At 64.6% G+C, this 19680-nt stretch carries 17 protein-coding genes; 11 read left to right on the forward strand and 6 right to left on the reverse strand.

The window, feature by feature from the left end:
- Window positions 1-11 precede the first annotated feature (11 nt).
- Window positions 12-965 carry a formimidoylglutamase gene (gene hutG / locus HMPREF2734_RS02270; protein WP_070568898.1) on the reverse strand — a complete coding sequence of 318 codons (954 nt, stop codon included), beginning with the start codon at window positions 963-965 and terminating at the stop codon, window positions 12-14.
- Window positions 966-1002: 37 nt separating this feature from the next.
- Here hutG and HMPREF2734_RS02275 point away from each other — a divergent pair, with 37 nt between their 5' ends.
- From HMPREF2734_RS02275 to hutI, 7 genes are all read left to right on the forward strand, one after another.
- A complete protein-coding gene (locus tag HMPREF2734_RS02275) occupies window positions 1003-1737 on the forward strand; it encodes an IclR family transcriptional regulator (RefSeq protein WP_070568901.1) in 735 nt (244 codons plus the stop codon).
- Between the two features lie 32 nt (window positions 1738-1769).
- Window positions 1770-3317: a histidine ammonia-lyase gene (hutH, locus tag HMPREF2734_RS02280; protein ID WP_070568904.1), complete on the forward strand. Its 1548-nt coding sequence runs from the start codon at window positions 1770-1772 to the stop codon at window positions 3315-3317.
- Window positions 3318-3494: 177 nt separating this feature from the next.
- On the forward strand, window positions 3495-4661 hold the full coding sequence (locus HMPREF2734_RS02285) for an acyl-CoA dehydrogenase family protein (RefSeq protein WP_070422648.1): 1167 nt from the start codon (window positions 3495-3497) through the stop codon (window positions 4659-4661).
- A gap of 20 nt (window positions 4662-4681) precedes the next feature.
- On the forward strand, window positions 4682-5818 hold the full coding sequence (locus HMPREF2734_RS02290; RefSeq protein WP_070568906.1) for a CaiB/BaiF CoA transferase family protein: 1137 nt from the start codon (window positions 4682-4684) through the stop codon (window positions 5816-5818).
- Window positions 5819-5839: 21 nt separating this feature from the next.
- The gene (locus HMPREF2734_RS02295) at window positions 5840-7237 is read left to right on the forward strand and encodes a YjiH family protein (protein WP_141750403.1); all 1398 of its coding nucleotides are present in this window, start codon (window positions 5840-5842) and stop codon (window positions 7235-7237) included.
- A gap of 158 nt (window positions 7238-7395) precedes the next feature.
- Entirely contained in the window at window positions 7396-9087 is a 1692-nt protein-coding gene (gene hutU, locus HMPREF2734_RS02300) for a urocanate hydratase (RefSeq protein WP_083308036.1), read from the forward strand.
- A gap of 91 nt (window positions 9088-9178) precedes the next feature.
- Window positions 9179-10372 (forward strand): imidazolonepropionase, encoded by a 1194-nt coding sequence (gene hutI / locus HMPREF2734_RS02305; RefSeq protein WP_070568909.1) that lies wholly within the window; start codon window positions 9179-9181, stop codon window positions 10370-10372.
- Here hutI and HMPREF2734_RS02310 read toward each other — a convergent pair whose 3' ends face one another.
- Window positions 10373-11296: a DUF5926 family protein gene (locus tag HMPREF2734_RS02310; RefSeq protein WP_070422668.1), complete on the reverse strand. Its 924-nt coding sequence runs from the start codon at window positions 11294-11296 to the stop codon at window positions 10373-10375. It lies immediately after the preceding gene.
- Between the two features lie 43 nt (window positions 11297-11339).
- A complete protein-coding gene (locus tag HMPREF2734_RS02315) occupies window positions 11340-12095 on the reverse strand; it encodes a glycerophosphodiester phosphodiesterase family protein (RefSeq protein WP_070568912.1) in 756 nt (251 codons plus the stop codon).
- A 64-nt stretch (window positions 12096-12159) separates the two neighbouring features.
- On the opposite strand from HMPREF2734_RS02315, the gene HMPREF2734_RS02320 reads away from it, so the two are divergent.
- Complete coding sequence (locus HMPREF2734_RS02320; RefSeq protein ID WP_246816765.1) at window positions 12160-14085, forward strand: alpha/beta-hydrolase family protein; 1926 nt, start codon at window positions 12160-12162, stop codon at window positions 14083-14085.
- Here the strand turns inward: HMPREF2734_RS02320 and msrA are convergent.
- Complete coding sequence (msrA, locus tag HMPREF2734_RS02325) at window positions 14082-14723, reverse strand: peptide-methionine (S)-S-oxide reductase MsrA (RefSeq protein WP_070453367.1); 642 nt, start codon at window positions 14721-14723, stop codon at window positions 14082-14084. The two genes, HMPREF2734_RS02320 and msrA, sit on opposite strands and share 4 nt — an antisense overlap.
- A gap of 89 nt (window positions 14724-14812) precedes the next feature.
- Between msrA and HMPREF2734_RS02330 the strand changes: the two genes are divergently transcribed.
- A complete protein-coding gene (locus HMPREF2734_RS02330; protein ID WP_070568946.1) occupies window positions 14813-15415 on the forward strand; it encodes a superoxide dismutase in 603 nt (200 codons plus the stop codon).
- 238 nt (window positions 15416-15653) lie between these two features.
- On the forward strand, window positions 15654-16787 hold the full coding sequence (locus HMPREF2734_RS02335) for an MFS transporter (RefSeq protein WP_083308039.1): 1134 nt from the start codon (window positions 15654-15656) through the stop codon (window positions 16785-16787).
- 6 nt (window positions 16788-16793) lie between these two features.
- Here HMPREF2734_RS02335 and HMPREF2734_RS02340 read toward each other — a convergent pair whose 3' ends face one another.
- Entirely contained in the window at window positions 16794-18293 is a 1500-nt protein-coding gene (locus HMPREF2734_RS02340) for a TM0106 family RecB-like putative nuclease (RefSeq protein WP_246816766.1), read from the reverse strand.
- A 106-nt stretch (window positions 18294-18399) separates the two neighbouring features.
- Between HMPREF2734_RS02340 and HMPREF2734_RS02345 the strand changes: the two genes are divergently transcribed.
- The gene (locus HMPREF2734_RS02345) at window positions 18400-19035 is read left to right on the forward strand and encodes a DUF6474 family protein (RefSeq protein WP_070453376.1); all 636 of its coding nucleotides are present in this window, start codon (window positions 18400-18402) and stop codon (window positions 19033-19035) included.
- Here HMPREF2734_RS02345 and HMPREF2734_RS02350 read toward each other — a convergent pair whose 3' ends face one another.
- Window positions 19036-19674: a LuxR C-terminal-related transcriptional regulator gene (locus HMPREF2734_RS02350; protein ID WP_070422656.1), complete on the reverse strand. Its 639-nt coding sequence runs from the start codon at window positions 19672-19674 to the stop codon at window positions 19036-19038.
- Between the last annotated feature and the right edge of the window lie 6 nt (window positions 19675-19680).

A 19680-nucleotide genomic window follows, 5' to 3' on the forward strand; every position in this document is an offset into this window, starting at 1 on the left:
GGGGCTTTTGCTTAGCGACGACGCCCTGCCGCCGCCGTTACCGCATCGTCGATAAGCCGCGCCGCGGCTTTGGCGGTGCGGTTATCTACGTCGTAGTCGGGGTTGAGTTCCACAACGTCGAGCAGTGCGACCCGGCCGGTGGCGGCGACGGCGGCGACCATGGCGCGCAATTTCGCGTAGTCCACGCCGAAGCCCGCGGGGGCGGACACGCCCGGCGCGACGGCGGCGGGCAGTACGTCGAGGTCGATGGAGAGGTGGATCGGCAGATCACCGTCGACGGAGGCGAGGGCGCGGTAGACGGCTTCGCGCATCGACATTTCAGCAAGTTCGGTGTCCAGCACGGTGGTCACACCGAGGTCGGCGGCGGTGTCGAAGAGCACCTTGGTGTTGTTGGGCTGGGAGATGCCGAAGACGGAGTAGTCGAAGTCGCTGCCCGCTAGGTCGGCGATCTGGCGGAAGGGTGTGCCGGAGGTGGGTCGGCTGGCGGTGCGCAGGTCGAAGTGGGCGTCGAAGTTGATGATGTGCATCGGGCCGATGGCCTCGTAGGCGCCGCGGTGGGTGGCAAAGGAGGTTTCGTGTCCGCCGCCAAGCACGACGGTCATGCCGTCTGCGCCTTGCGCGGTGACGAGGTCATACACCTTGTCGGAAAGGGTCCGTTGCGCGGTTTCGAGGTCGTCGTTTTGGGTGGTGACGGTGCCGGCGTCGATAAGCGTGCGCTCGTCGTGAATAGCGAGGGAGCCGAGTGCGGCGCGCAACGCGTCGGGGCCCTGGGCGGCGCCTTGGCGGCCGCCGTTGCGCTCAACGCCTTCGTCGGAGGCAAAGCCGATGAGGTGCACGGCACCTTCTTGTGGTTCGGCGCTGGTAGAGACCTCGCTGTGCCAGCGGGCGTGCTCGGCGCCGGGGCCGTCGTCGCGGCCGGTCCAGTCGGGTGCGGGTGCGAAAAGTGGTGCTGTGACTGTATTCATGTCACACGAGCCTAGCGTCGGGGCATACTGAGAGGCGATGAATAAGCCCCAGGTTCCCGCTGCGCACAATGTGCTGCGCATCCTGTCGCTGTTGTCCACTACAGATGCGCCGATTTCTGCGACCCGTATCCAACGCGAGTTGGAGCTGCCCCGTTCGACGACGTACCACTTGCTGCGCGAGTTGGAGGATTCTGGCTTTGTGGTGCACTTGAAAAACCCGGGCACGTACGGGTTGGGCCTGGCGGCGTACCGGATGTCGCAGGCGTACACCACGCAGCAGCCGTTGGTGCGACTCGCGGCGAAGCCGCTGGCGCGTATTGCTGCGCTTGCTGGGGGTTCGGCTCACCTGACGCGCCTGGCCGGGTCGGAGATTGTGTACCTGCACGAGGTGCGTGCTCCGGGGGCGGTGTCGTTGGTGACGGAGGTTGGTGTGCGTTTGCCGGCGTTGGCTACGGCGTCGGGGCGCATCATGCTTGCGTATTTGCCGGATGCGGAGTTGCGCGCGGTGTTCACGTCGTCTGGCGAGCGCCGTAGGTACAGCGAGGTCAAAGCGCAGCTTATCGACGTCCGCGAGCACGGCTGGGAAAGCGAATGCGAGGAAGTCTCGCGCGGGCAGGAGTCCGTGGCGGTTGCGGTGTTGGACCATCTGGAGCGACCGGCGGCGGCGCTTGCGGCGACGTTCCCGGTGGGAAGCACCGATAAGCAGGCACTTTTGGGGGCTTTGGAGGATGCCTCGGCACGCTTGCGCACGCAGTTTTTTGGTAATCGTTGAGCACTACACCGGTGTGATCTAGCATCGCACGCATGACAACTATTACCCCCGTCACAGTAGGCATCGGCGCGCTGTCCGTTGAGGACGTCGTCGCCGTCGCGCGCTACGGCGCAAACGTTGAGATCGATCCGGCGGCGCTCGAGGAAATCGCCGCTACCCGTGAGCGCATCGAGGAGCTCGCTGCGGACCCGACCCCGGTCTATGGCGTCTCCACCGGCTTCGGCGCCCTGGCCACGAAGCACATCCCGGAAGATATGCGCGCGCAGCTGCAGGTATCGCTGGTGCGCTCCCACGCTGCGGGCTCCGGCCCGGAGGTGGAAGAAGAGGTCATTCGCGCACTCATGCTACTGCGCCTGTCCACGCTATGCACGGGCCGCACGGGTGTGCGCCCGGTGGTGGCGGAGACCTACGCCGCCGCGCTGAACGCTGGGATCACGCCGGTGGTGCGCGAGTACGGTTCACTGGGTTGCTCCGGCGACTTGGCGCCGCTGGCCCACTGCGCCTTGGCCCTGCTGGGCGAGGGTGAGGTCCGCGTCAAGGGTGGTGAGATCATCCCGGCCGCTGACGCCCTGTCCCAGGCGGGCATCGAGCCGCTGGTCCTGCGCGAAAAAGAAGGCTTGGCGCTGATCAACGGCACCGATGGCATGCTCGGCATGCTGTGCCTGGCCATCGCGGACCTGCGCGAGGCGGCCAAGGTTTCGGACATCGCAACCGCGATGAGCGTGGAGGGTCTCAACGGCACGCTGTCTGTTTTCGACGACGACCTGCAGCAGCTGCGCCCACACCCGGGCCAGGCGGATGCCGCGTACAACATCCGCACCATTGCGGCAGATTCGCCGATTCTGACAGCTGCGCTCGAGGGCTTCAAGGCTAACGACGTGCAGGATGCGTACTCGATCCGTTGCACCCCGCAGGTCGCCGGCGGTTTCCGCGACACACTGACGTACGTGACCACGGTGGCGGACCGCGAGCTCGCCGCCGCGAACGACAACCCGGTGGTGGCCAAGGACGGCCGTGTCGCCTCGAACGGCAACTTCCATGGCGCACCAGTGGCGTACGTGTTGGACTTTTTGGCGATTGTGGTGGCAGATTTGGCGTCGATTAGCGAGCGCCGCACGGACCGCTTCCTCGACCCGGCACGCAACCGCGGCCTCAACGCATTCCTTGCGGGCGACCCGGGCGTGGATTCCGGCCACATGATCGCCCAGTACACGCAGGCAGGCATTGTCGGCGAGCTCAAGCGCAACGCGGTGCCGGCGTCTGCGGATTCGATCCCGTCGTCCGCGATGCAGGAGGACCACGTTTCCATGGGCTGGTCGGCGGGCCGCAAGCTGCGCCGCAGCATCGATGGTCTGCAGCGCGTGCTTGCGGTGGAGATCCTCACCGCCGCGCGTGCGCTGGACATGCGCGAGGGTGAGCCGTCCGTCGGCACCGGTGCTGCTCTGTCCACGCTGCGCAAGCATGTGGAGGGCCCGGGCACCGACCGTTTCCTCTCCCCGGAGATCGAGCACTCCGTGCATTTGGTCAAAGGCGGGGATTACGTTCAGGCCGTTGAGGCGGTCGTCGGTACGCTGCGCTAAAACGCGCGAGAAAACGGGCAGCGCCGCGGTGTCGGTGCTGCCCGTTTTTCTCTTTCGCAACACCATTGGTCTGTAATCCCAGACAACTCGAGGGGCGGGCCCCTTCCTTACCACGGGAAACTTCATACAATGTCGCCTACATCATTAACCCCCGCAGATTGTGATTGGAGTCTCACCATGGCTGGCCGGTACCCGAATGGCGATTTCTACGACTTTGAAAGCGAACTGTCCACGGAGGAAAAGGACATCCTCTACAACGTCCGCGATTGGGCGAAGGAGAAGGTGCTCCCCATCGCGGTGGACTACTGGAACCGTTCGGAGTTCCCGCACGAGCTGCTGCCGTCGATTGGCGAGCTCAACATCATCAGCCTCGTGCGCGGCCAGGGTCGCTCCCGCCTACTCGCAGGCCTCGTCGCGGCGGAGATTCACCGCGCCGACGGCTCCGTGGGCACGTTCTTCTCTGGCCAGGACGGCCTGTTCACTGGCAGCATCGAGCTGCTCGGCTCGGAGGAGCAGAAGGAGCGCTGGCTGCCGGACCTCTACGCCGTGCGCAAGACCGGCGTGCTCGCGATCACCGAGCCGGAGGCCGGCTCCGACGTTGCCCAGGGCATGCGCACCACAGCCACCAAGGTGGATGGCGGCTGGATCCTCAACGGCGCGAAGCGCTGGATCGGCAACGCCACCTTCTCCGACTACGTCGCCGTCTACGCCCGCGACCCGGAGGATGAGCAGGTCAAGGGCTTCATCGTGGACACCACGTCCGAGGGCTACACGGCCACGCTGATGGAAAACCGCATTGCCATCCGCGCGGTGCAAAACGCCGACATCACCCTGGACAACGTGTTTGTTCCGGACAGCGACAAGCTCGAGGGGGCGAACTCGTTCAAGGACATCAACAAGGTGTTCAAGAGTGCACGCTCCACGGTGGGTTGGCAGGCCGTCGGTACGCAGATGGGCGCGCTCGACGTGGCACTCGGCTACGCGGATGAGCGCATCCAGTTTGGCAAGAAGATCTCCTCGTTCCAGCTCAACCAGAACAAGCTGGCCACCATGCAGGGCAACCTCGTTGCCTCCGAGTCGATGATGGCCCAGCTGGCCCGCATGGAAGATCGCGGTTCTGCGAACAACGAGCAGTCCGCGCTGGCCAAGGCATTCACCTCGAAGCTCATGCGTGAGACGGTCGCGCTCGGCCGCGAGATCCTCGGCGGCAACGGTCTGATCTCGGATTACCGCATGGCGAAGATCTTCAACGACGCCGAGGCCATCTACTCCTACGAGGGCACCTACGACATCAACCAGCTCATCGTCGGTCGTTCCATCACGGGCGAATCGGCCTTCGTCTAGTCCACGCAGGAGGCAACACTATGAATGCACCACTCTCTGGAATCCGTGTCCTCGACCTTTCCCGCGTGCTCGCAGGCCCGTTTTGTTCGATGATCCTGGCGGACCTCGGCGCCGAGGTGATCAAGGTGGAGTCGCCGTGGGGCGACGATTCGCGCCAGTTCGGCCCGTTCGTCGACGGCACGTCCGCCTACTACCGCCTGTTCAACCGCTCGAAGATGGGCATCACGCTGGACTTCAAGAACGACGACGACAAGGAAGTGTTGCGTGATCTGGTCCGCCGCGCTGATGTGGTCGTCGAAAATTTCCGCCCTGGTGTGCTTGAGAAGCTCGGCCTTGCGCCGAAGGATTTGCTGGAGATCAACCCGCGCCTCGTGGTCACGAGTATCTCCGGCTTCGGCCAGACGGGCTCGCTTGCCAAGGAACCGGCGTACGACCTGGTTGCGCAGGCGATGAGTGGCCTGATGTCGATTACGGGTTGGCCGAACAGCAAGCCGACGCGCGTGGGCATCTCGCTGGGTGATCTCATCCCGGGCCTCTACGCCGCGATCGGCACGGTTTCGGCGCTCTACCAGCGCGAATCCAGCGGTACCGGCCAGCATTTGGATCTCGCGATGTACGACTCGCTCGTGTCCGTCATGGAGTCCGTGGGCATGCGCGCGCTTTACGACGACACCCCGCCCACCCGCATCGGCAACGACCACGGCCTGTCCGCGCCGTTTTCCACCTACGCCACGAAGGACGGCGATGTGGTCATCGCGATCACCACGAACCGCCTGTTCGAGCGCCTTTCCAACGCGCTTGGCATGCCGGAGTTGGCAACCGACCATCGCTTCGCGGAACCGGTGGCCCGCTCCGAAAACCGCGTTGCGCTGCGCGAACTGATCGAAGAAGCGCTGAGCACGAAGACACGCTCGGAGACCATCGCCCTGTTTGAAGAGCATGGCGTGCCCACCGCCCGCGTGTACGACCTGGACGAGGCGCTGCGTAGCCCGTTCGCCCAGGAGCGTGGCGTGGTGGTTGAAGAAACGGATGGGTTCCGCACCCTCGCCTCCCCACTCAAACTCGCCGGCATGGAAAAGCCGACGCCGGCGCCGGAGTTGGGGCAAGACAACGAACGTATCCAGTCCTGGTTGAGCGAAGATCCGCGCACCACCTGAGTTCCGTAAAGGAGCAGCACCATGGATAAAACGCAGACCCCACGTCGTGGTGGCAGCACCCGTTGGATTCCGGGCGACAATATTGCCGCCGTCCCGTCCCTTCCGCCCGAGCATGAGGTAGACAGCGCAGAGCCGAAGAACAAGTGGAGGTTTTTCCTCTACAGCGCGATCGGTTCCTTTGCGTTTTTCGTCCCGTTTACTGTCGGGGAGAAGAACACGATTCTGTTGGACCACATTGTGGGCTGGCTCCAGTCCTCACTTGCCGGCGCCCTGCCGTACATCACCCTGGTGATGATCACCGCCGGCGCCGTCTACCAATTCGCCACCGGTAAGTGGCGCGAGGATAAAGCGCGTGCCGTGTTCGCGTTCCTCTCCGCGTTGGCGGTGGTGTTGTGCGCGATGCTCGTGTTCAACTTCGGCCCCGCATTTCTTTTCGACGAACGCCTCGGCCCCTTCATCCTGAACAAACTCGTCATCCCCGTCGGCCTGCTTATCCCAGTGGGTGCCGTATTTTTGGGTTTGCTGGTTGGCTTCGGCCTGATGGAATTCATCGGTGTGATGGTGCAGCGGTTCATGCGGCCGGTGTACCGCACGCCGGGTAAGTCGGCCGTTGACGCAGTGGCGTCGTTTTTGGGGTCCTACTCGCTGGGCCTTTTGATCACCAACCGCGTCTACCGCACCGGCGGCTATACGGCGCGCGAAGCGTCGATCATCGCGGCTGGGTTCTCCACCGCATCCGCAACGTTCATGGTGGTTGTGGCGCGAACGCTGGACCTGATGCACATCTGGGGCGTGTACTTCGCGGTCACGCTCATTGTGTGCTTCCTGGTCACTGTGGTTATCGTCCGCATTCCGCCGCTGAGCACGATCCCGGACGACTACTACCCGGGCGCTACCCCGCAGCCGGAGGAACGCGTGGAGGGCAACCTGTTTGCCGCCGCCTGGAAGGAAGCGAAGGCGTTTTTGGCGCAGGCGGAGTCGCTGCCGAAGACCATTTGGCGCAACTTCAAAGACGGCGTGATCATGACCATCCAGGTCATCCCAGGCATCATGGCCGTGGGCATCATCGGTTTGGCGCTGGCGTTTTACACCCCGGCGTTCAAGATCCTTGGAGCACTGTTCTACCCGCTGGCGTGGCTGTTCCAGCTGCCAGAGCCGTGGCTGGCGTCCGAGGCGTTTGCCATCGGCCTCTCTGAGCTGTTCCTGCCGGCAACGCTGGCGGCTGGCAACGAGTCTGACGTACTGCGCTTCACCGTTGGTGTGGTCTCCATCAGCCAGGTGTTCTTCTTCTCCTCGATGATCCCGGCGGTGCTGGCCACGGACATCCCGTTGAAGATCAGCCACATGGTGATCATCTGGTTCCAGCGCGTGGTGCTGTCCATCATCCTGACGGTGCCGATTGCGTACCTGATCTTCTAACCCCCACTGCCCGGTCTGTCTCGTATCCGAGACAAACCGGGCAAAAACTGTATTCCAGCAACCACATTGCCCCCTTATCCTCAATGTAACGCGGGTTACATTCCTGTCGGATTGTGGTCCTGCATCACGAAACTCAATGAGCCGTAGAAAGGATTCCCATGGCGAAGAACTGGTCCGAAGGTGCACGCGAGGTCCGCTCCCCGCGAGGCACTGAGATCACTGCAAAGTCCTGGCAGACCGAGGCCCCGCTGCGCATGCTGCAGAACAACCTTGATCCGGAGGTTGCGGAGCGCCCCGATGACCTCGTCGTCTACGGCGGCACCGGTCGTGCGGCACGTAGTTGGGAGGCCTTTGACGCGATCGTCGATACGCTGAAGGACCTCGAGTCCGACGAGACGCTGCTGGTCCAGTCTGGCAAGCCGGTCGGTGTATGGAAGACCAACGAGTGGGCGCCGCGTGTGCTTATCGCCAACTCCAACCTGGTTGGCGACTGGGCGGACTGGGAGCATTTCCGCGAGCTCGAGGACGAGGGCCTGATGATGTACGGCCAGATGACGGCCGGTTCCTGGATCTACATCGCAACCCAGGGCATCCTGCAGGGCACCTACGAAACCTTCGCGGCTGTGGCGAAGAAGCGTTTCAACGGCACGCTCGCCGGCACCCTGACCCTGACCGGCGGCTGCGGCGGCATGGGTGGCGCACAGCCGCTGTCCGTCACCCTCAACGGTGGTGCCTGCCTCATCGTCGATGTTGACGAGGGCCGCCTGAAGCGTCGCCAGGGCAAGCGCTACCTCGACGAGGTCACCACCGACCTCGAGGAAGCGATCAAGCTGGTCACCGACGCGAAGAACGAGAAGCGCGCCCTGTCCGTGGGCCTCGTCGGCAACGCATCCGAGGTCTTCCCGGAGATGCTGCGCCGCCAGCGCGCGGGCGAGTTCACGGTGGACATCGTCACCGACCAGACCTCCGCACACGACCCGCTGTCCTACCTGCCAAGCGAGATCCCGTTCGCCGACTGGCACACCGAGGCAGACGCCGACCCGACCACCTTTACCAAGAAGGCCCGCGAGGCCATGGCCGCACAGGTCCAGGCAATGGTCGAGTTCCAGGACGAGGGCGCCGAGGTGTTCGACTACGGCAACTCCATCCGCGACGAGGCCCGCAAGGCCGGCTACTCCCGCGCGTTTGAGTTCCCGGGCTTCGTCCCGGCCTACATCCGCCCGCTGTTCTGCGAGGGCCTTGGCCCGTTCCGCTGGGTTGCACTTTCCGGCGACCCGGAGGACATCAAGGTCACCGACCAGGCCATCAAGGAGGCTTTCCCGGACAACGAGCACCTGCACCGCTGGCTCGATGCGGCTGAGGAGTACGTGGAGTTCGAGGGCCTGCCGGCACGTATTTGCTGGCTGGGCTACGGCGAGCGCGCCAAGGCCGGCGTGATCTTCAACAACCTGGTCAAGGAAGGCAAGGTCAAGGCGCCGATCGTCATCGGTCGCGACCACCTCGACTCCGGCTCCGTGGCGTCTCCGTACCGCGAGACCGAGTCCATGCTCGACGGCACCGACGCTGTGGCTGACTGGCCGCTGCTCAACGCCATGACCGCTGTGTCCGGCGGTGCGACCTGGGTGTCCATCCACCATGGCGGTGGTGTGGGCATGGGACGTTCCATCCACACCGGCCAGGTCACGGTGGCTGACGGCACCGAGCTCGCCGAGGCGAAGCTCAAGGCTGTGCTCACCAACGATCCGGGTATGGGCGTCATCCGCCACGTGGATGCCGGTTACTCCCGCGCCAACGAGGTCGCGCAGGAGCGCGGCGTGCGCATCCCGATGAAGTTCCAGGCACGCGACTAATCACGCGTCCCGAGCGCTGACGTTTCCCTCACGGGCGCGTCAGCGCTTTTCGTTACCCTGGGCCCCACGAGCCCTCCGAAGAAAGGCACCCATGAGCACCTTTATTACTGGCATTTCCGAGCTCCGCACGGTCTCCGAGCTGGGCACCATTAAGAACGCAGCATTGCTTATCGACGACGGCGTGATCGCCTGGGTCGGCCCCGCCGACGAAGCCCCCGCGGAAGCAGCAAACGCCGCGGAGACCGTCGATGTTGACGGGCGCGCAGTCCTGCCCGGCTGGGTAGATTCCCACTCCCACATGGTTTTCGACGGCAACCGCGCCGAAGAGTTCGAGGCCCGCATGGCCGGCGAGTCCTACGCCGCCGGCGGCATCGCCGTGACTATGGAGGCAACCCGCTCCGCAGGCGAGGAGCGCCTGGATAAGTTGGTGGCGGAGCGCGTCGCCGCAGGCCATGCAGGCGGCACCACCACCTTTGAGACCAAGACCGGCTACGGCCTAAACGTCGAGTCCGAGGCGGAGGCGGCTCGCGTTGCTGCCCGCCACGTGGATGAGGTGACGTTCCTCGGCGCACACCTGGTCCCGCCAGGGGCGGACGCTGACGAGTACATCGACGAGGTCGTCGGCCCGATGCTGGATGCGGTGAAGGACCACGTGCAGTGGATCGACGTGTTCTGCGAGCGCGGAGCGTTTAACGAGGAGCAGTCCCGCCGCGTCCTCGAGGCCGGCAAAAAGGTTGGCCTGGGTGTGCGCGTGCACGGCAACCAGCTTGGGCAGGGCCCGGGCGTGAAGCTTGCGGTGGAGATGGGCGCGGCCAGCGTGGACCACGTCAACTACCTCTCTGATGAGGACTTCGAGCTGCTGGCCGGTTCGGACACCGTAGCCACGCTGCTGCCTGCCTGCGATCTGTCCACCCGCGAGGATCTTGCACCGGGGCGCAAACTTATCGACGCCGGCGCCACCGTCGCCATCGCATCCAACCTCAACCCCGGTACGTCGTTTACGTCCTCGATGAACTTCTGCGTGACCACCGCGGTGCTGCAGCAGTACCTCACGCTCGACGAGGCGATCGAGGCTGCCACCACCGGCGGTGCGAAGGCGCTGCGTCGCCACAACGTCGGCGATGGCAAGGACCCGCAGGGCCGCCCGGCCAAGGGCACGCTAGTGCCCGGTGCGGCAGCCGACCTGCACATCCTGGATGCAGAAAACGCCATCAACCTGGCCTACCGCCCAGGCATGCCGATGACGTGGCAGACCTGGGTGGCAGGCAAGAAGGTCTATGGCTAGCTAGATAGTCACCTGACGGGACTTAATATTGTCCAGTTGTTTGCGCTCGTCTGCAGATAATGCAGCGTCGTTGGCGTACTCGGCGGTGATCTTCTTGTCCAGATCTGCCAGCGCTGCCTCGTAGGAGTCGGCCGCCACGGACGGGTCGAGGTCGAACACCGGCACAACCAGGCCGTGGGTGCGGAATGCGCCGGCGAACTTGGTGTCCTCGCCCAGGTTCAGCTCGCCACGTGCCGCGATGCGTGCCAGTGCGGACAGCATCTGCGCCTCGTTATCTTCGGTGCGCACCCAGCGGATGTGTGCCTTGCCGCCGCCCGGGTTAACCCACCAGATTGCGCCCGGCAGGTTCTCGCCGATCTTCTCAGACGGCAGGACGGCGTCGTTGGCCTGGCGCAGCGCCTGCTGGATCTGCGGCGGGACCGAAGCCCCCTCCGGGAACCACCAGGAGAAGTCCTGGTAGGTGGTGATGTCCAGGGTGGCGTCGTCGCTAAGAAGCTCCGACAGCTCCGGCTGCGAACCGTCGGCGACGGTGGACTGCAGCGTCTCGCCCGGCTTCGCATTCACAACCCAGTTCAGGGCGTACGCGAGGTCGCGGCCCGGGTTCTGGGAGTGGGAGGTGACCTGGAGCGCGACGAAACGCTCGCCGCCCTGGTCCTCCTCGCGCACGAGCGCAGCACCCGCGCCCGGCAGGACGGTCACGATGTTGACCGGGGTGCCCTTCACATCCACCGTGGTCACGGCAGAGGGGACGAACTCCTGCAGCGCTACCAGGTCGGCTTCTGCTGCCAGACCGCCGTACGGACGGGGGTCCTTCTGGAACTTCTCGCGCTCAGCGGCGCGGGCTGCGAGTTTTGCCTCGCGGCGCGACATGCCCTCGGGCAGGTCTGCGCGGTTCTTCTTTTTCTTCGGTTTGCGTTGCACCATGCGCGCAATCGTACCGGCGTGCACGACACCGGCGGGCAACAAGCTAGTCAGACACAACAGCGGTGTGGTTGCCAAAGATCTCCAGGGCAAGATCGGGAAGGTCCGTTGCCATCACATCCACGCCCTTGTCAGCGCACCACTGCATACCGCGAGGCGTGTTTACGGTCCAGGTGTACGTCTTCAAACCGCGGTATCCCAGCAGTTCCGTGCGCAGCTGCAGGTGCTGCAGCGCGGGACCCACGCCGTAGGGGCGGGAGAACATGCGGTTCTTTTTGTTCCACTTCATCTCGCGCAGGCGGAACAGGTAGAAGGTTTCCAGTTCGGGCGCCATGTCGGTGAAGTAGCGCACCGCGCGGTGGGAGAAGGACGCGAGGTGGATGTTCGGTGAGTCGTCGAGACGCGCGTACCTGAGCATGCGGAAGGTCTGCTCGTCCACCTCAGGCCCGTGCGGGGTGGGGTGTTTGGTCTCTATGTAGATGTGTTTGTCGGGGTAGTCCTGCATGAGTTCGAGCAGTTCTTCCAGCAGCATGATCCGCTGCGGGTCCTCTTTGGTGCCGACGTTCAGTTCGCGCAGGTCGTTGTAGTCGTTGAAGTCGATGCGCCCCGGCACGCCCGCAGTGCGGATCAGGGTGGGGTCGTGGAAGACGACAACTCTCCCGTCACGGGTGAGCCGTACATCGCATTCGATGCCGTGGATGGGAAGTTCGAGCGCCTTTTCAAACGCGCGTTGTGTAAGTTCTGGGTAGGCTCCGGAAAATCCCCGGTGGGCGACGATTTTTGGTGCGGTGTTGTGGCTCACGGCCCACAGGCTACTCGCCCTTGCGCCCGCCCGCGAGCGTAAGAAGTTTGGGACAATAGCGAGCGTGCTTATCGACGACACCCGCAACGCCATCCGCAACATCACCGCAAAACTGCCCAACGCAGTATGGCGTGCGCGCCAGCGGTTCTCGTTCAGCCGTGACGGCTGGCTGGCGGTACCGATCGGCGCGGTGCAGGTGTTGGGAGACCTCTCCCCCGCGATCCGTCTGCTTGGCCCGCACCGCCTGCCGCCCGCGTTTCGCTCTGGTTTGGTCGGTGCGGAGGTGGCCACGTGGGGTGCGGTGTCGCCGTCGCTGCTGCCGCACAACTGGTGGGCAACGGCGGCGAACGTGGCGGTGCTCCAGGGCATCGGCCACGGGGTTGCGACGGGCCTTGCGCACGCGTTCGGGCCGACGACCCCACCAACCGGGACCGGCCGTTTGCCCCGCCCGGCGCGTGTTGCGATGACTGCGACCACGGTTGCGGTGTTCGCCACCTCGATCCGCCGGCGCATACGGCTGAAGCGCCTGGTACAAAGCGACGACACGTTCCGGGCTTCTGACCTCGCGGGCGGCGTGATGCTGGGCACGCTCGGCTACGGCACGGTGCTGCTGGTCGGCGATGCGATCCAGTCCTTCATCGACGCGCTCAACGAGCTGCTGGGCAAGAAGTTGCCGCCGGTGGCGTCGTGGCCAATCGCCATCGTGGGCGGTGGTGTGCTGCTGGTGTTGGTAAGCGACCGGGTGGTGCTGCGTCGGTTCCTCTCCAATGCGAGCCGGCGCGCCTTTGAGCTAGACCGTGAGTACATGCGTGGCGCGGTGCAGCCGCATCGCCCGCAGCGTTCGGGTTCGCCGGAGTCTTCGGTGGATTGGAACATCATGGGCCGTCAGGGCCGCGCGGTGGTTTCCGGCGGCCCGCGCAAAGATGACATCGAGCGTGTCCTTGATCGGGAGGCACGGGAGCCGATCCGTGTCTTCGTCGGTCTGGATCTGGAGCGTGAGCAGGACGAGCCGGACTTTGAGCAGATGGCGCGCCTGGCCATTAAGGAGATGCATCGCACCGGCGCGTTTGAGCGCTCCCACATTGCGGTGATGTCGGCGGCCGGCACGGGATGGATCAACGATTTCCACACGTCCGGTTTCGAGTTTGTCACCGGCGGCGATAGTGCGATCGTCGCTATGCAGTACTCGTATCTACCCTCGGCGTATTCGTATCTTGCGGACCGCACGAACCCCGTGCGCTCCTCGCGCATGTTGATCGAGTACATCCTGCGTGAACTCGAGGACATCCCAGAATCGTCTCGCCCGAAACTCTTCGTCGGCGGCGAATCGCTCGGCGCCTACGGGGTTTCCGACGCGTTCGAGTCCATCGACGAACTCTTCGAGCTCACCTCCGGCGCCGTGTTCACCGGCACACCCGGCTTCGCCCGCAACCACAGCGAGTTGACCAAGCAGCGCCAAAAGGGTTCTCCGGAGCGCCTTCCGCTTATCGACGACGGCCTCCACGTCCGCTTCACCGCCCACCCCGACCACCTCAACCACGACTTCCAAGGCGACGCCTACGCTCAGAAGTGGGAGGCCCCGCGCGTCGTATTCGCCCAACACGCCTCTGATCCGGTGGTGTGGTGGGAGCACAGCCTGGCCTGGCGCCGGCCGGATTGGCTGAAGGAGCCGGGCTCGCGCGGGGTTCCAGCACCGAAAAAGCAGCACTTGGATGCGCTGCACACCATGCGGTGGATGCCACTTGTGACGTACTGGCAGCTCGCCATCGACCAGTTGTCCTCCAAGGATTACCCGTCGCCCCACGGGCACAACTACCACGAGGAAACCGTGGCGTATTGGAACGGCGTCATCCACGGCGAGCGTTCAGACGAGGATTCAAACGCCGCGCTTTCCAAGGACGAGATCAAACGCGTGGCCGCCTGGATCCACAACGACGCCACCAAACTGCGCCGCCCCGTCGGAGGGTTCCCCTCCAAGCACGGCTACTAAATGCCGCAGGCCACGCCGGTGGAGTGGTGCGGGCAGTAGCCGTTGGGCACCTTGTGCAGGTACTGCTGGTGCTCCTCCTCAGCGAGGTAATACGGCGCGCCGGCGCGCACTTCGGTGGTGATGTCGCCGTAGCCAGCGCTGTTCAGGTCCGCCTCGTACTGGCGGATCCACTCACGGATCTGCTCGGCCTCTTCCTCGGTGTCGGTGTAGAAGGCGGAGCGGTACTGGGTGCCCACGTCGTTGCCTTGGCGGTAGCCCTGGGTTGGGTCATGCGCCTCGAGTGCAGTCTTAACGATCTCCTTCAGCGAGATCACCTCCGGGTCGTAGACCACCTCCACCAACTCCACGTGGTTGGTCTGGCCGGAGCAGACTTCGCGGTAGGTGGGGTTCGGGGTAATGCCGCCGCCGTAGCCGACCGAGGTCGATTCAACACCGTCGAGCTGCCAGAACATCTTCTCCGCACCCCAGAAGCAGCCAATCCCGATGAGGATGCGCTTCTGCCCCTCACGCCACGGGCCGGTAATCGGGGTGGTCAGCACGGCGTGCGGGCGGGGGTTGGCAAGGACGGGTTCGGGGCGGCCGGGAAGGGCCGTGGTGTCGTCGACAAGCTTTGGCTCAGGTGCGAAAAGAAATCCCATATCTGCTGTAACGAGTTTGGGCACAACACTGTTCCCAAATTTTCTCTACGATGGTTGCCGTACACGAAACCAAACGAAAGGAAACCATCATGGCTGTTTACGAGCTTCCTGATCTCCCGTACGCATACGACGCACTTGAGCCGCACATCTCCGCAGAGATTATGCAGCTGCACCATGACAAGCACCACGCTAACTACGTCAACGGCGCAAACACTGCACTCGAGGCTCTTGAGGCAGAGCGCAACGGCGACGCAAACGCCGACAAGATTCGCGCACTGACCAAGAACCTTGCGTTCAACCTCGGTGGCCACACGAACCACTCCATCTTCTGGAAGAACATGGCACCGAACGCTGGTGGCAACCCGACCGGCGCAATCGCCGAGGCTATCGACCGCGACTTCGGCTCCTTCGAGGGCTTTAAGAAGCAGTTCGCTGCCGTGGCTAACGGCCTGCAGGGCTCCGGCTGGGCAGTGCTTGGTTACGACCACATCGCTGGCCGTCTGATCATCCAGCAGATGACCGACCAGCAGGGCAACATCTCCGTGGACTTCACCCCGGTCCTGATGCTCGATATGTGGGAGCACGCTTTCTACCTGCAGTACAAGAACGTCAAGGCTGACTACGTCGAGGCTTGGTGGAACGTTGTCAACTGGGACGACGTCAACGAGCGCTACGCAAAGGCTTCTGCATAAACCTGCAGCGACCTAGCTCGCACAAGCGCCCGCCACTTCCTTTCGGAGGTGGCGGGCGCTTGTTGTTTTCCCTGTGATACGTCGAGTCCGCATGAACTCAAGAAGCAGTCTAAGTTAGGGTCGCCTTAACTGCAAGTATTTTCGCAAAGTTTTTGTTGCGTAATTCCCCCGCGAGAAGTTTCGTAACATAGGCAGGGTGAGAAAAGGCAGTCCTGAATACCGCAAAGCAACGCTAGCGATGCTGGCGTTCGGCCTCGCCATCTTCAACACCCTCTACGCAACCCAGGCCCTACTGCCCACGCTCACCACCGAGTTGGACATCACCCCCTCCACCGCCGCACTGACGGTCTCCGCCGCCACCGGCGCCCTTGCGCTGTGCGTGGTGCCGGCGTCGATCCTCTCGGAAAAGTACGGGCGCGGACGCGTCCTGGTCATCTCCGCACTGGCCGCCACCGGTATCGGGTTGCTCCTGTCCATCGCCCAAAACGCCGAGCAACTCATCGCCATGCGTGCCCTCCAGGGCGCGATGATCGCCGGCACCCCGGCGGTGGCCATGGCGTGGTTGTCCGAAGAACTCGACCACCGGGACTTACCCGGCGCGATGGGGCTCTACATCGCCGGCAACAGCATCGGTGGGCTCACCGGTCGCCTCATCCCGGCAGGGCTTTTGGAGGTCACCTCCTGGCGGTGGGCGCTGTTAGGCAGCGGCCTCGTTGCCTTCCTGCTGGCAGTGATTGCCGTGTGGCTGCTTCCGGAGCAGCGCAATTTCGTACCAAAACTCTCCATCCGGCCGAGCGCGGAAATTCGCGCGATGGCCCGCCACCTGCGCAACCCCCGGCTGCTGGTGCTCTACGCCACCGCGTTCGTGGCCATGGGCGTGTTCGTGTCCATGTACAACTTCTTCGGCTTCCGCGCGGTGCTCGACTTCGGCCTACCCGCCGCACTGTCCGGCCTGGTGTACGTGGTGTACCTGTCCGGCACCTGGTCGAGCGCGCGTGCCGGAGTGCTGCTGAAGCGCCACGGGCACGGGGTGGTGGTGCTGGCATCGTCGATACTCATGCTCCTCGGTGCGCTTGCCGCAGCCAGCGGATCGCTGTGGGTCACGCTGCTTGGCCTGTTGGTGTTCACCGCCAGCTTCTTCGCGCTGCACTCCACGGCGTCCGGTTGGGTTGGGCTCATCGCTGAGCGCGACCGTGCGGAGGCCTCCAGCATGTACGTGTTCTGCTACTACATGGGCTCGTCGATCCTGGGCGCCGCCACCGGGCGCGCGTACGAGGCGTTGCCGTGGGCAGGCTTCGTCGGGGTGCTCGCTGGGCTACTTGCTGCCCTCGTGGCCACGGGTGCGGCGCTGTGGAAGGCGGAGCCCCGCTAAACCCCGCTAAACCTCGCCCAATCGTGGCACGCCCGGCGCGCCGGCGTCGAGGAAGTCGCGCACGGCACGGGTGGCCAGGCAGTCGTCTTCGTTGTAGCGGATGAGCATGTCGCGCGCGTCGGTATCGCCAAGCCTGCCCGCGCGGCGCAGTGCCACGGAGCGTTCCCCATCCACGTCGTCGTCTTCCCACGCGAAGCCGACCACAGGCCCGAGTACTTTCAGGCCGAGCCCATCCGTGCCGACGAGCGAACGTCGCACCAGGGCGAACACGTCGACCCAATCCTCAGACGCGATGAACTCCGCAACCTCCGCCTCGTCCACCGAGGCAAACCTGCGTGCCGACGACCGCAGCCAGTGGTTCTCCCCACCCGCCGCATAACAGTAAGCGCGGAAGGTCTGGCCGGCCTCGCGCGCGTCGCGACGCCGCTGCATCAGCCACGACCAGAACGCGTTGAAGTTCGCCTCCTCGGCCGCACCACCAACGTCTTCCCAGGTGACAAACGCGCGGTACTCCTCGCCGTCGTACGCGCCCCACAAGTAGGCGCCCTGGTCGAGGTAGGCCTCCATGTCGATGTCGATCTCCACGTCGGCGCGCGGCACCGGCGCTAACTTCTCACGCCGCAGCACCGGGATACCGGCGCGCCAGGCGCGGGCGATGGCTGCGGGTTCGGCGGGGCCGTCGTCGATAAGCGACTGCACCGTGGTGATCCCTTCCTCGCGCCACACGTCCCCGCGGCCGCCCGGCAAGAGCAGCGAAATGTCATCGAGTTCCTCCAGACGCGGCTTGCACAGCGGCCAGAATCGGCAGGATGCGCACTGCTTCATCCGCTTCGGCTCGTCCGGGATCTCCACGGCGAGCGCCTCACGCAACTGCGGGACGTAGCGGGCGGGGTCGACGACGTACACGCGCGCCCGATCCTGCCCAACCGCTCCGCCGCGACCATCCGCAAGCGTGCCCAGCAGGACATGCGCCATGGCCAGGCGGTACCCGTCCACCGTGTGGTGGCGGCCCTTCGCCTTCACCGTCATCGCGCGCCCCAACCCGAGCCTGGCGGTGGGCACCATCAACATCTCGTTCGTCGGATGCTCCCGCGCTACCCGGTGGTTCGAGATGATCACCGGCGCGTACCCGCGGTCGGTGCGCACGAGGATGTCAACCTCCGCGAGTGCAGGCGCCCCATCGATCTCGCCTTCGAGCGCCGCGTTAGTGATCAGGTGTGCGCGCCGCTTCAGCGCCAACCGCGTATCGACGACCCGCGCATCCACCCCCGCACCCGGATCGATATCAATGCGCGTAAACGCCTTTCCACGGCCATCCCCAACCGCCCGCTTCACCGGCAACGCATCGAACACAGCAGCACGACCCGCATCAATCTGCGGTTGGCGCAGCAGCGCATCCGGCAACTCAGGCGTATCCGGGTGCGCGCGTCGCTGACGCAGCCGGTAGCGGCACCCGACAAGATCGGACGCGCGCACCGGCTGCGCTGGTTGGGCAGTTCCGCCCACGGTGGGAGGTTTCACAATGCCTGCCACGATACCCGGGCGGTGTTGTCGGACCGGCAGGTACAGTTGTTTGGAGTTAACGCAAACGAAAACGCAAGGAGTACCGACCATGGGTGTCCTGGGCATCATCCGCAAAGCACGCCGCAACGTCAAGGCCGAAATTAAGGCCGCTGAGGTGCACGCACGCCAACTGGCCAAGGATCAGGCGAAGGCCGACAAGCGCACCGCCGAACTGCTGGACAAGGCAGAAAAGCGTCTGCTGAAGGAAGAGAAGAAGGGCCTCAAGCGCAAGCGTAAGCACGAAAAGGACCTGGCCAAGGCGCACCTGAAGCGCATCGAAGAAGCCGGCATTACCAAGAAGAAGGCCAAGCAGTGGACCGGCGCCGCCCGCGTCATTGTCCCCGTCGCGCTGCCGCTGATCTACAAGGCGCTGACCTCCCTGCAGCAGAACCAGGTGAACGCCAACGCAGCAGGCCTCGGCCTGTCCGCAGGTGATCTGGCGCGCCACTCCGGCCGCGGCGCCGAGCTCAAGGCCCGCATCGAGGCGATCCGCGCAAGCGTGTCCGGCTCCGGCGAGTTGACCGAGAGCTTCAAGCGTGACGCGAGCGTGCGTCTCGACGAGCTCGAGCAGGCCGTCCGCAACGCCGAACACGCCAACCCGGAGCAGCGCCGCCTGGCCCACAACTCCATCGACGAGGACCTCAACGTCCTCGCCGGCGATGTCCAGGAGCGTCTCTCCCGCTAGTTAGAGCACTCCCTGCTCGCGCGCCGACGCCACGGCCGAGGTGCGCGAGCGCACACCCAACTTGTCGTAAATGTGGACAAGGTGGGACTTCACGGTGGCCTCAGACAGCATGAGTTCGTGGCCGATCTCGCGGTTCGACGAGCCAGCAGCCACTAGTTGCAGCACCTCCAGCTCGCGCGGCGTCAGCGACGAACGTGGCGTACGCTCGCGCGTTTCCAAACGGTCGCGCACCACCGGCGACATCGTGGCATCACCACGGGCAGTCGAGCGCACCGCCGCGACCAGCTCTTCTGGCGGGGCGTCCTTCAGCAGGTAGCCCACCGCACCGGCCTCAATCGCACCGAGGATGTCCGCATCCGTGTCGTAGTTGGTCACCACCAGCACCTTCGGCGGGTTGGACATCCGGGAACGGATCTCCGCCGTCGCCTGCGCACCCGTGGTCACACGCTGGCCTTCCGCGCCGGCGCCGAAGCGCAGGTCCATCAACACCACGTCAATGCCGCCGGCTTGCGCTGCGGCGATCGCGCCTTCCGCGGTGGCAACTTCTGCCACGACCTCGATGTCGTCCGCTTCTTCGAGCACGGCACGCAGGCCGAGGCGAACGATCTCGTGGTCGTCTGCCAGCAGGACTCTAATCACCGGGGA

This window comes from Corynebacterium sp. HMSC055D05, assembly GCF_001810365.1.
Classification (GTDB): Bacteria; Actinomycetota; Actinomycetes; order Mycobacteriales; family Mycobacteriaceae; genus Corynebacterium; species Corynebacterium coyleae.

Excerpts from the sequence above, each read along its gene's own strand:
- hutG (WP_070568898.1), bottom strand. The coding sequence starts at position 965 with ATGAATACAGTCACAGCACCACTTTTCGCACCCGCACCCGACTGGACC.
- HMPREF2734_RS02275 (WP_070568901.1), top strand. The coding sequence starts at position 1,003 with ATGAATAAGCCCCAGGTTCCCGCTGCGCACAATGTGCTGCGCATCCTG.
- hutH (WP_070568904.1), top strand. The coding sequence starts at position 1,770 with ATGACAACTATTACCCCCGTCACAGTAGGCATCGGCGCGCTGTCCGTT.
- HMPREF2734_RS02285 (WP_070422648.1), top strand. The coding sequence starts at position 3,495 with ATGGCTGGCCGGTACCCGAATGGCGATTTCTACGACTTTGAAAGCGAA.
- HMPREF2734_RS02290 (WP_070568906.1), top strand. The coding sequence starts at position 4,682 with ATGAATGCACCACTCTCTGGAATCCGTGTCCTCGACCTTTCCCGCGTG.
- HMPREF2734_RS02295 (WP_141750403.1), top strand. The coding sequence starts at position 5,840 with ATGGATAAAACGCAGACCCCACGTCGTGGTGGCAGCACCCGTTGGATT.
- hutU (WP_083308036.1), top strand. The coding sequence starts at position 7,396 with ATGGCGAAGAACTGGTCCGAAGGTGCACGCGAGGTCCGCTCCCCGCGA.
- hutI (WP_070568909.1), top strand. The coding sequence starts at position 9,179 with ATGAGCACCTTTATTACTGGCATTTCCGAGCTCCGCACGGTCTCCGAG.
- HMPREF2734_RS02310 (WP_070422668.1), bottom strand. The coding sequence starts at position 11,296 with ATGGTGCAACGCAAACCGAAGAAAAAGAAGAACCGCGCAGACCTGCCC.
- msrA (WP_070453367.1), bottom strand. The coding sequence starts at position 14,723 with ATGGGATTTCTTTTCGCACCTGAGCCAAAGCTTGTCGACGACACCACG.
- HMPREF2734_RS02330 (WP_070568946.1), top strand. The coding sequence starts at position 14,813 with ATGGCTGTTTACGAGCTTCCTGATCTCCCGTACGCATACGACGCACTT.
- HMPREF2734_RS02335 (WP_083308039.1), top strand. The coding sequence starts at position 15,654 with ATGCTGGCGTTCGGCCTCGCCATCTTCAACACCCTCTACGCAACCCAG.
- HMPREF2734_RS02345 (WP_070453376.1), top strand. The coding sequence starts at position 18,400 with ATGGGTGTCCTGGGCATCATCCGCAAAGCACGCCGCAACGTCAAGGCC.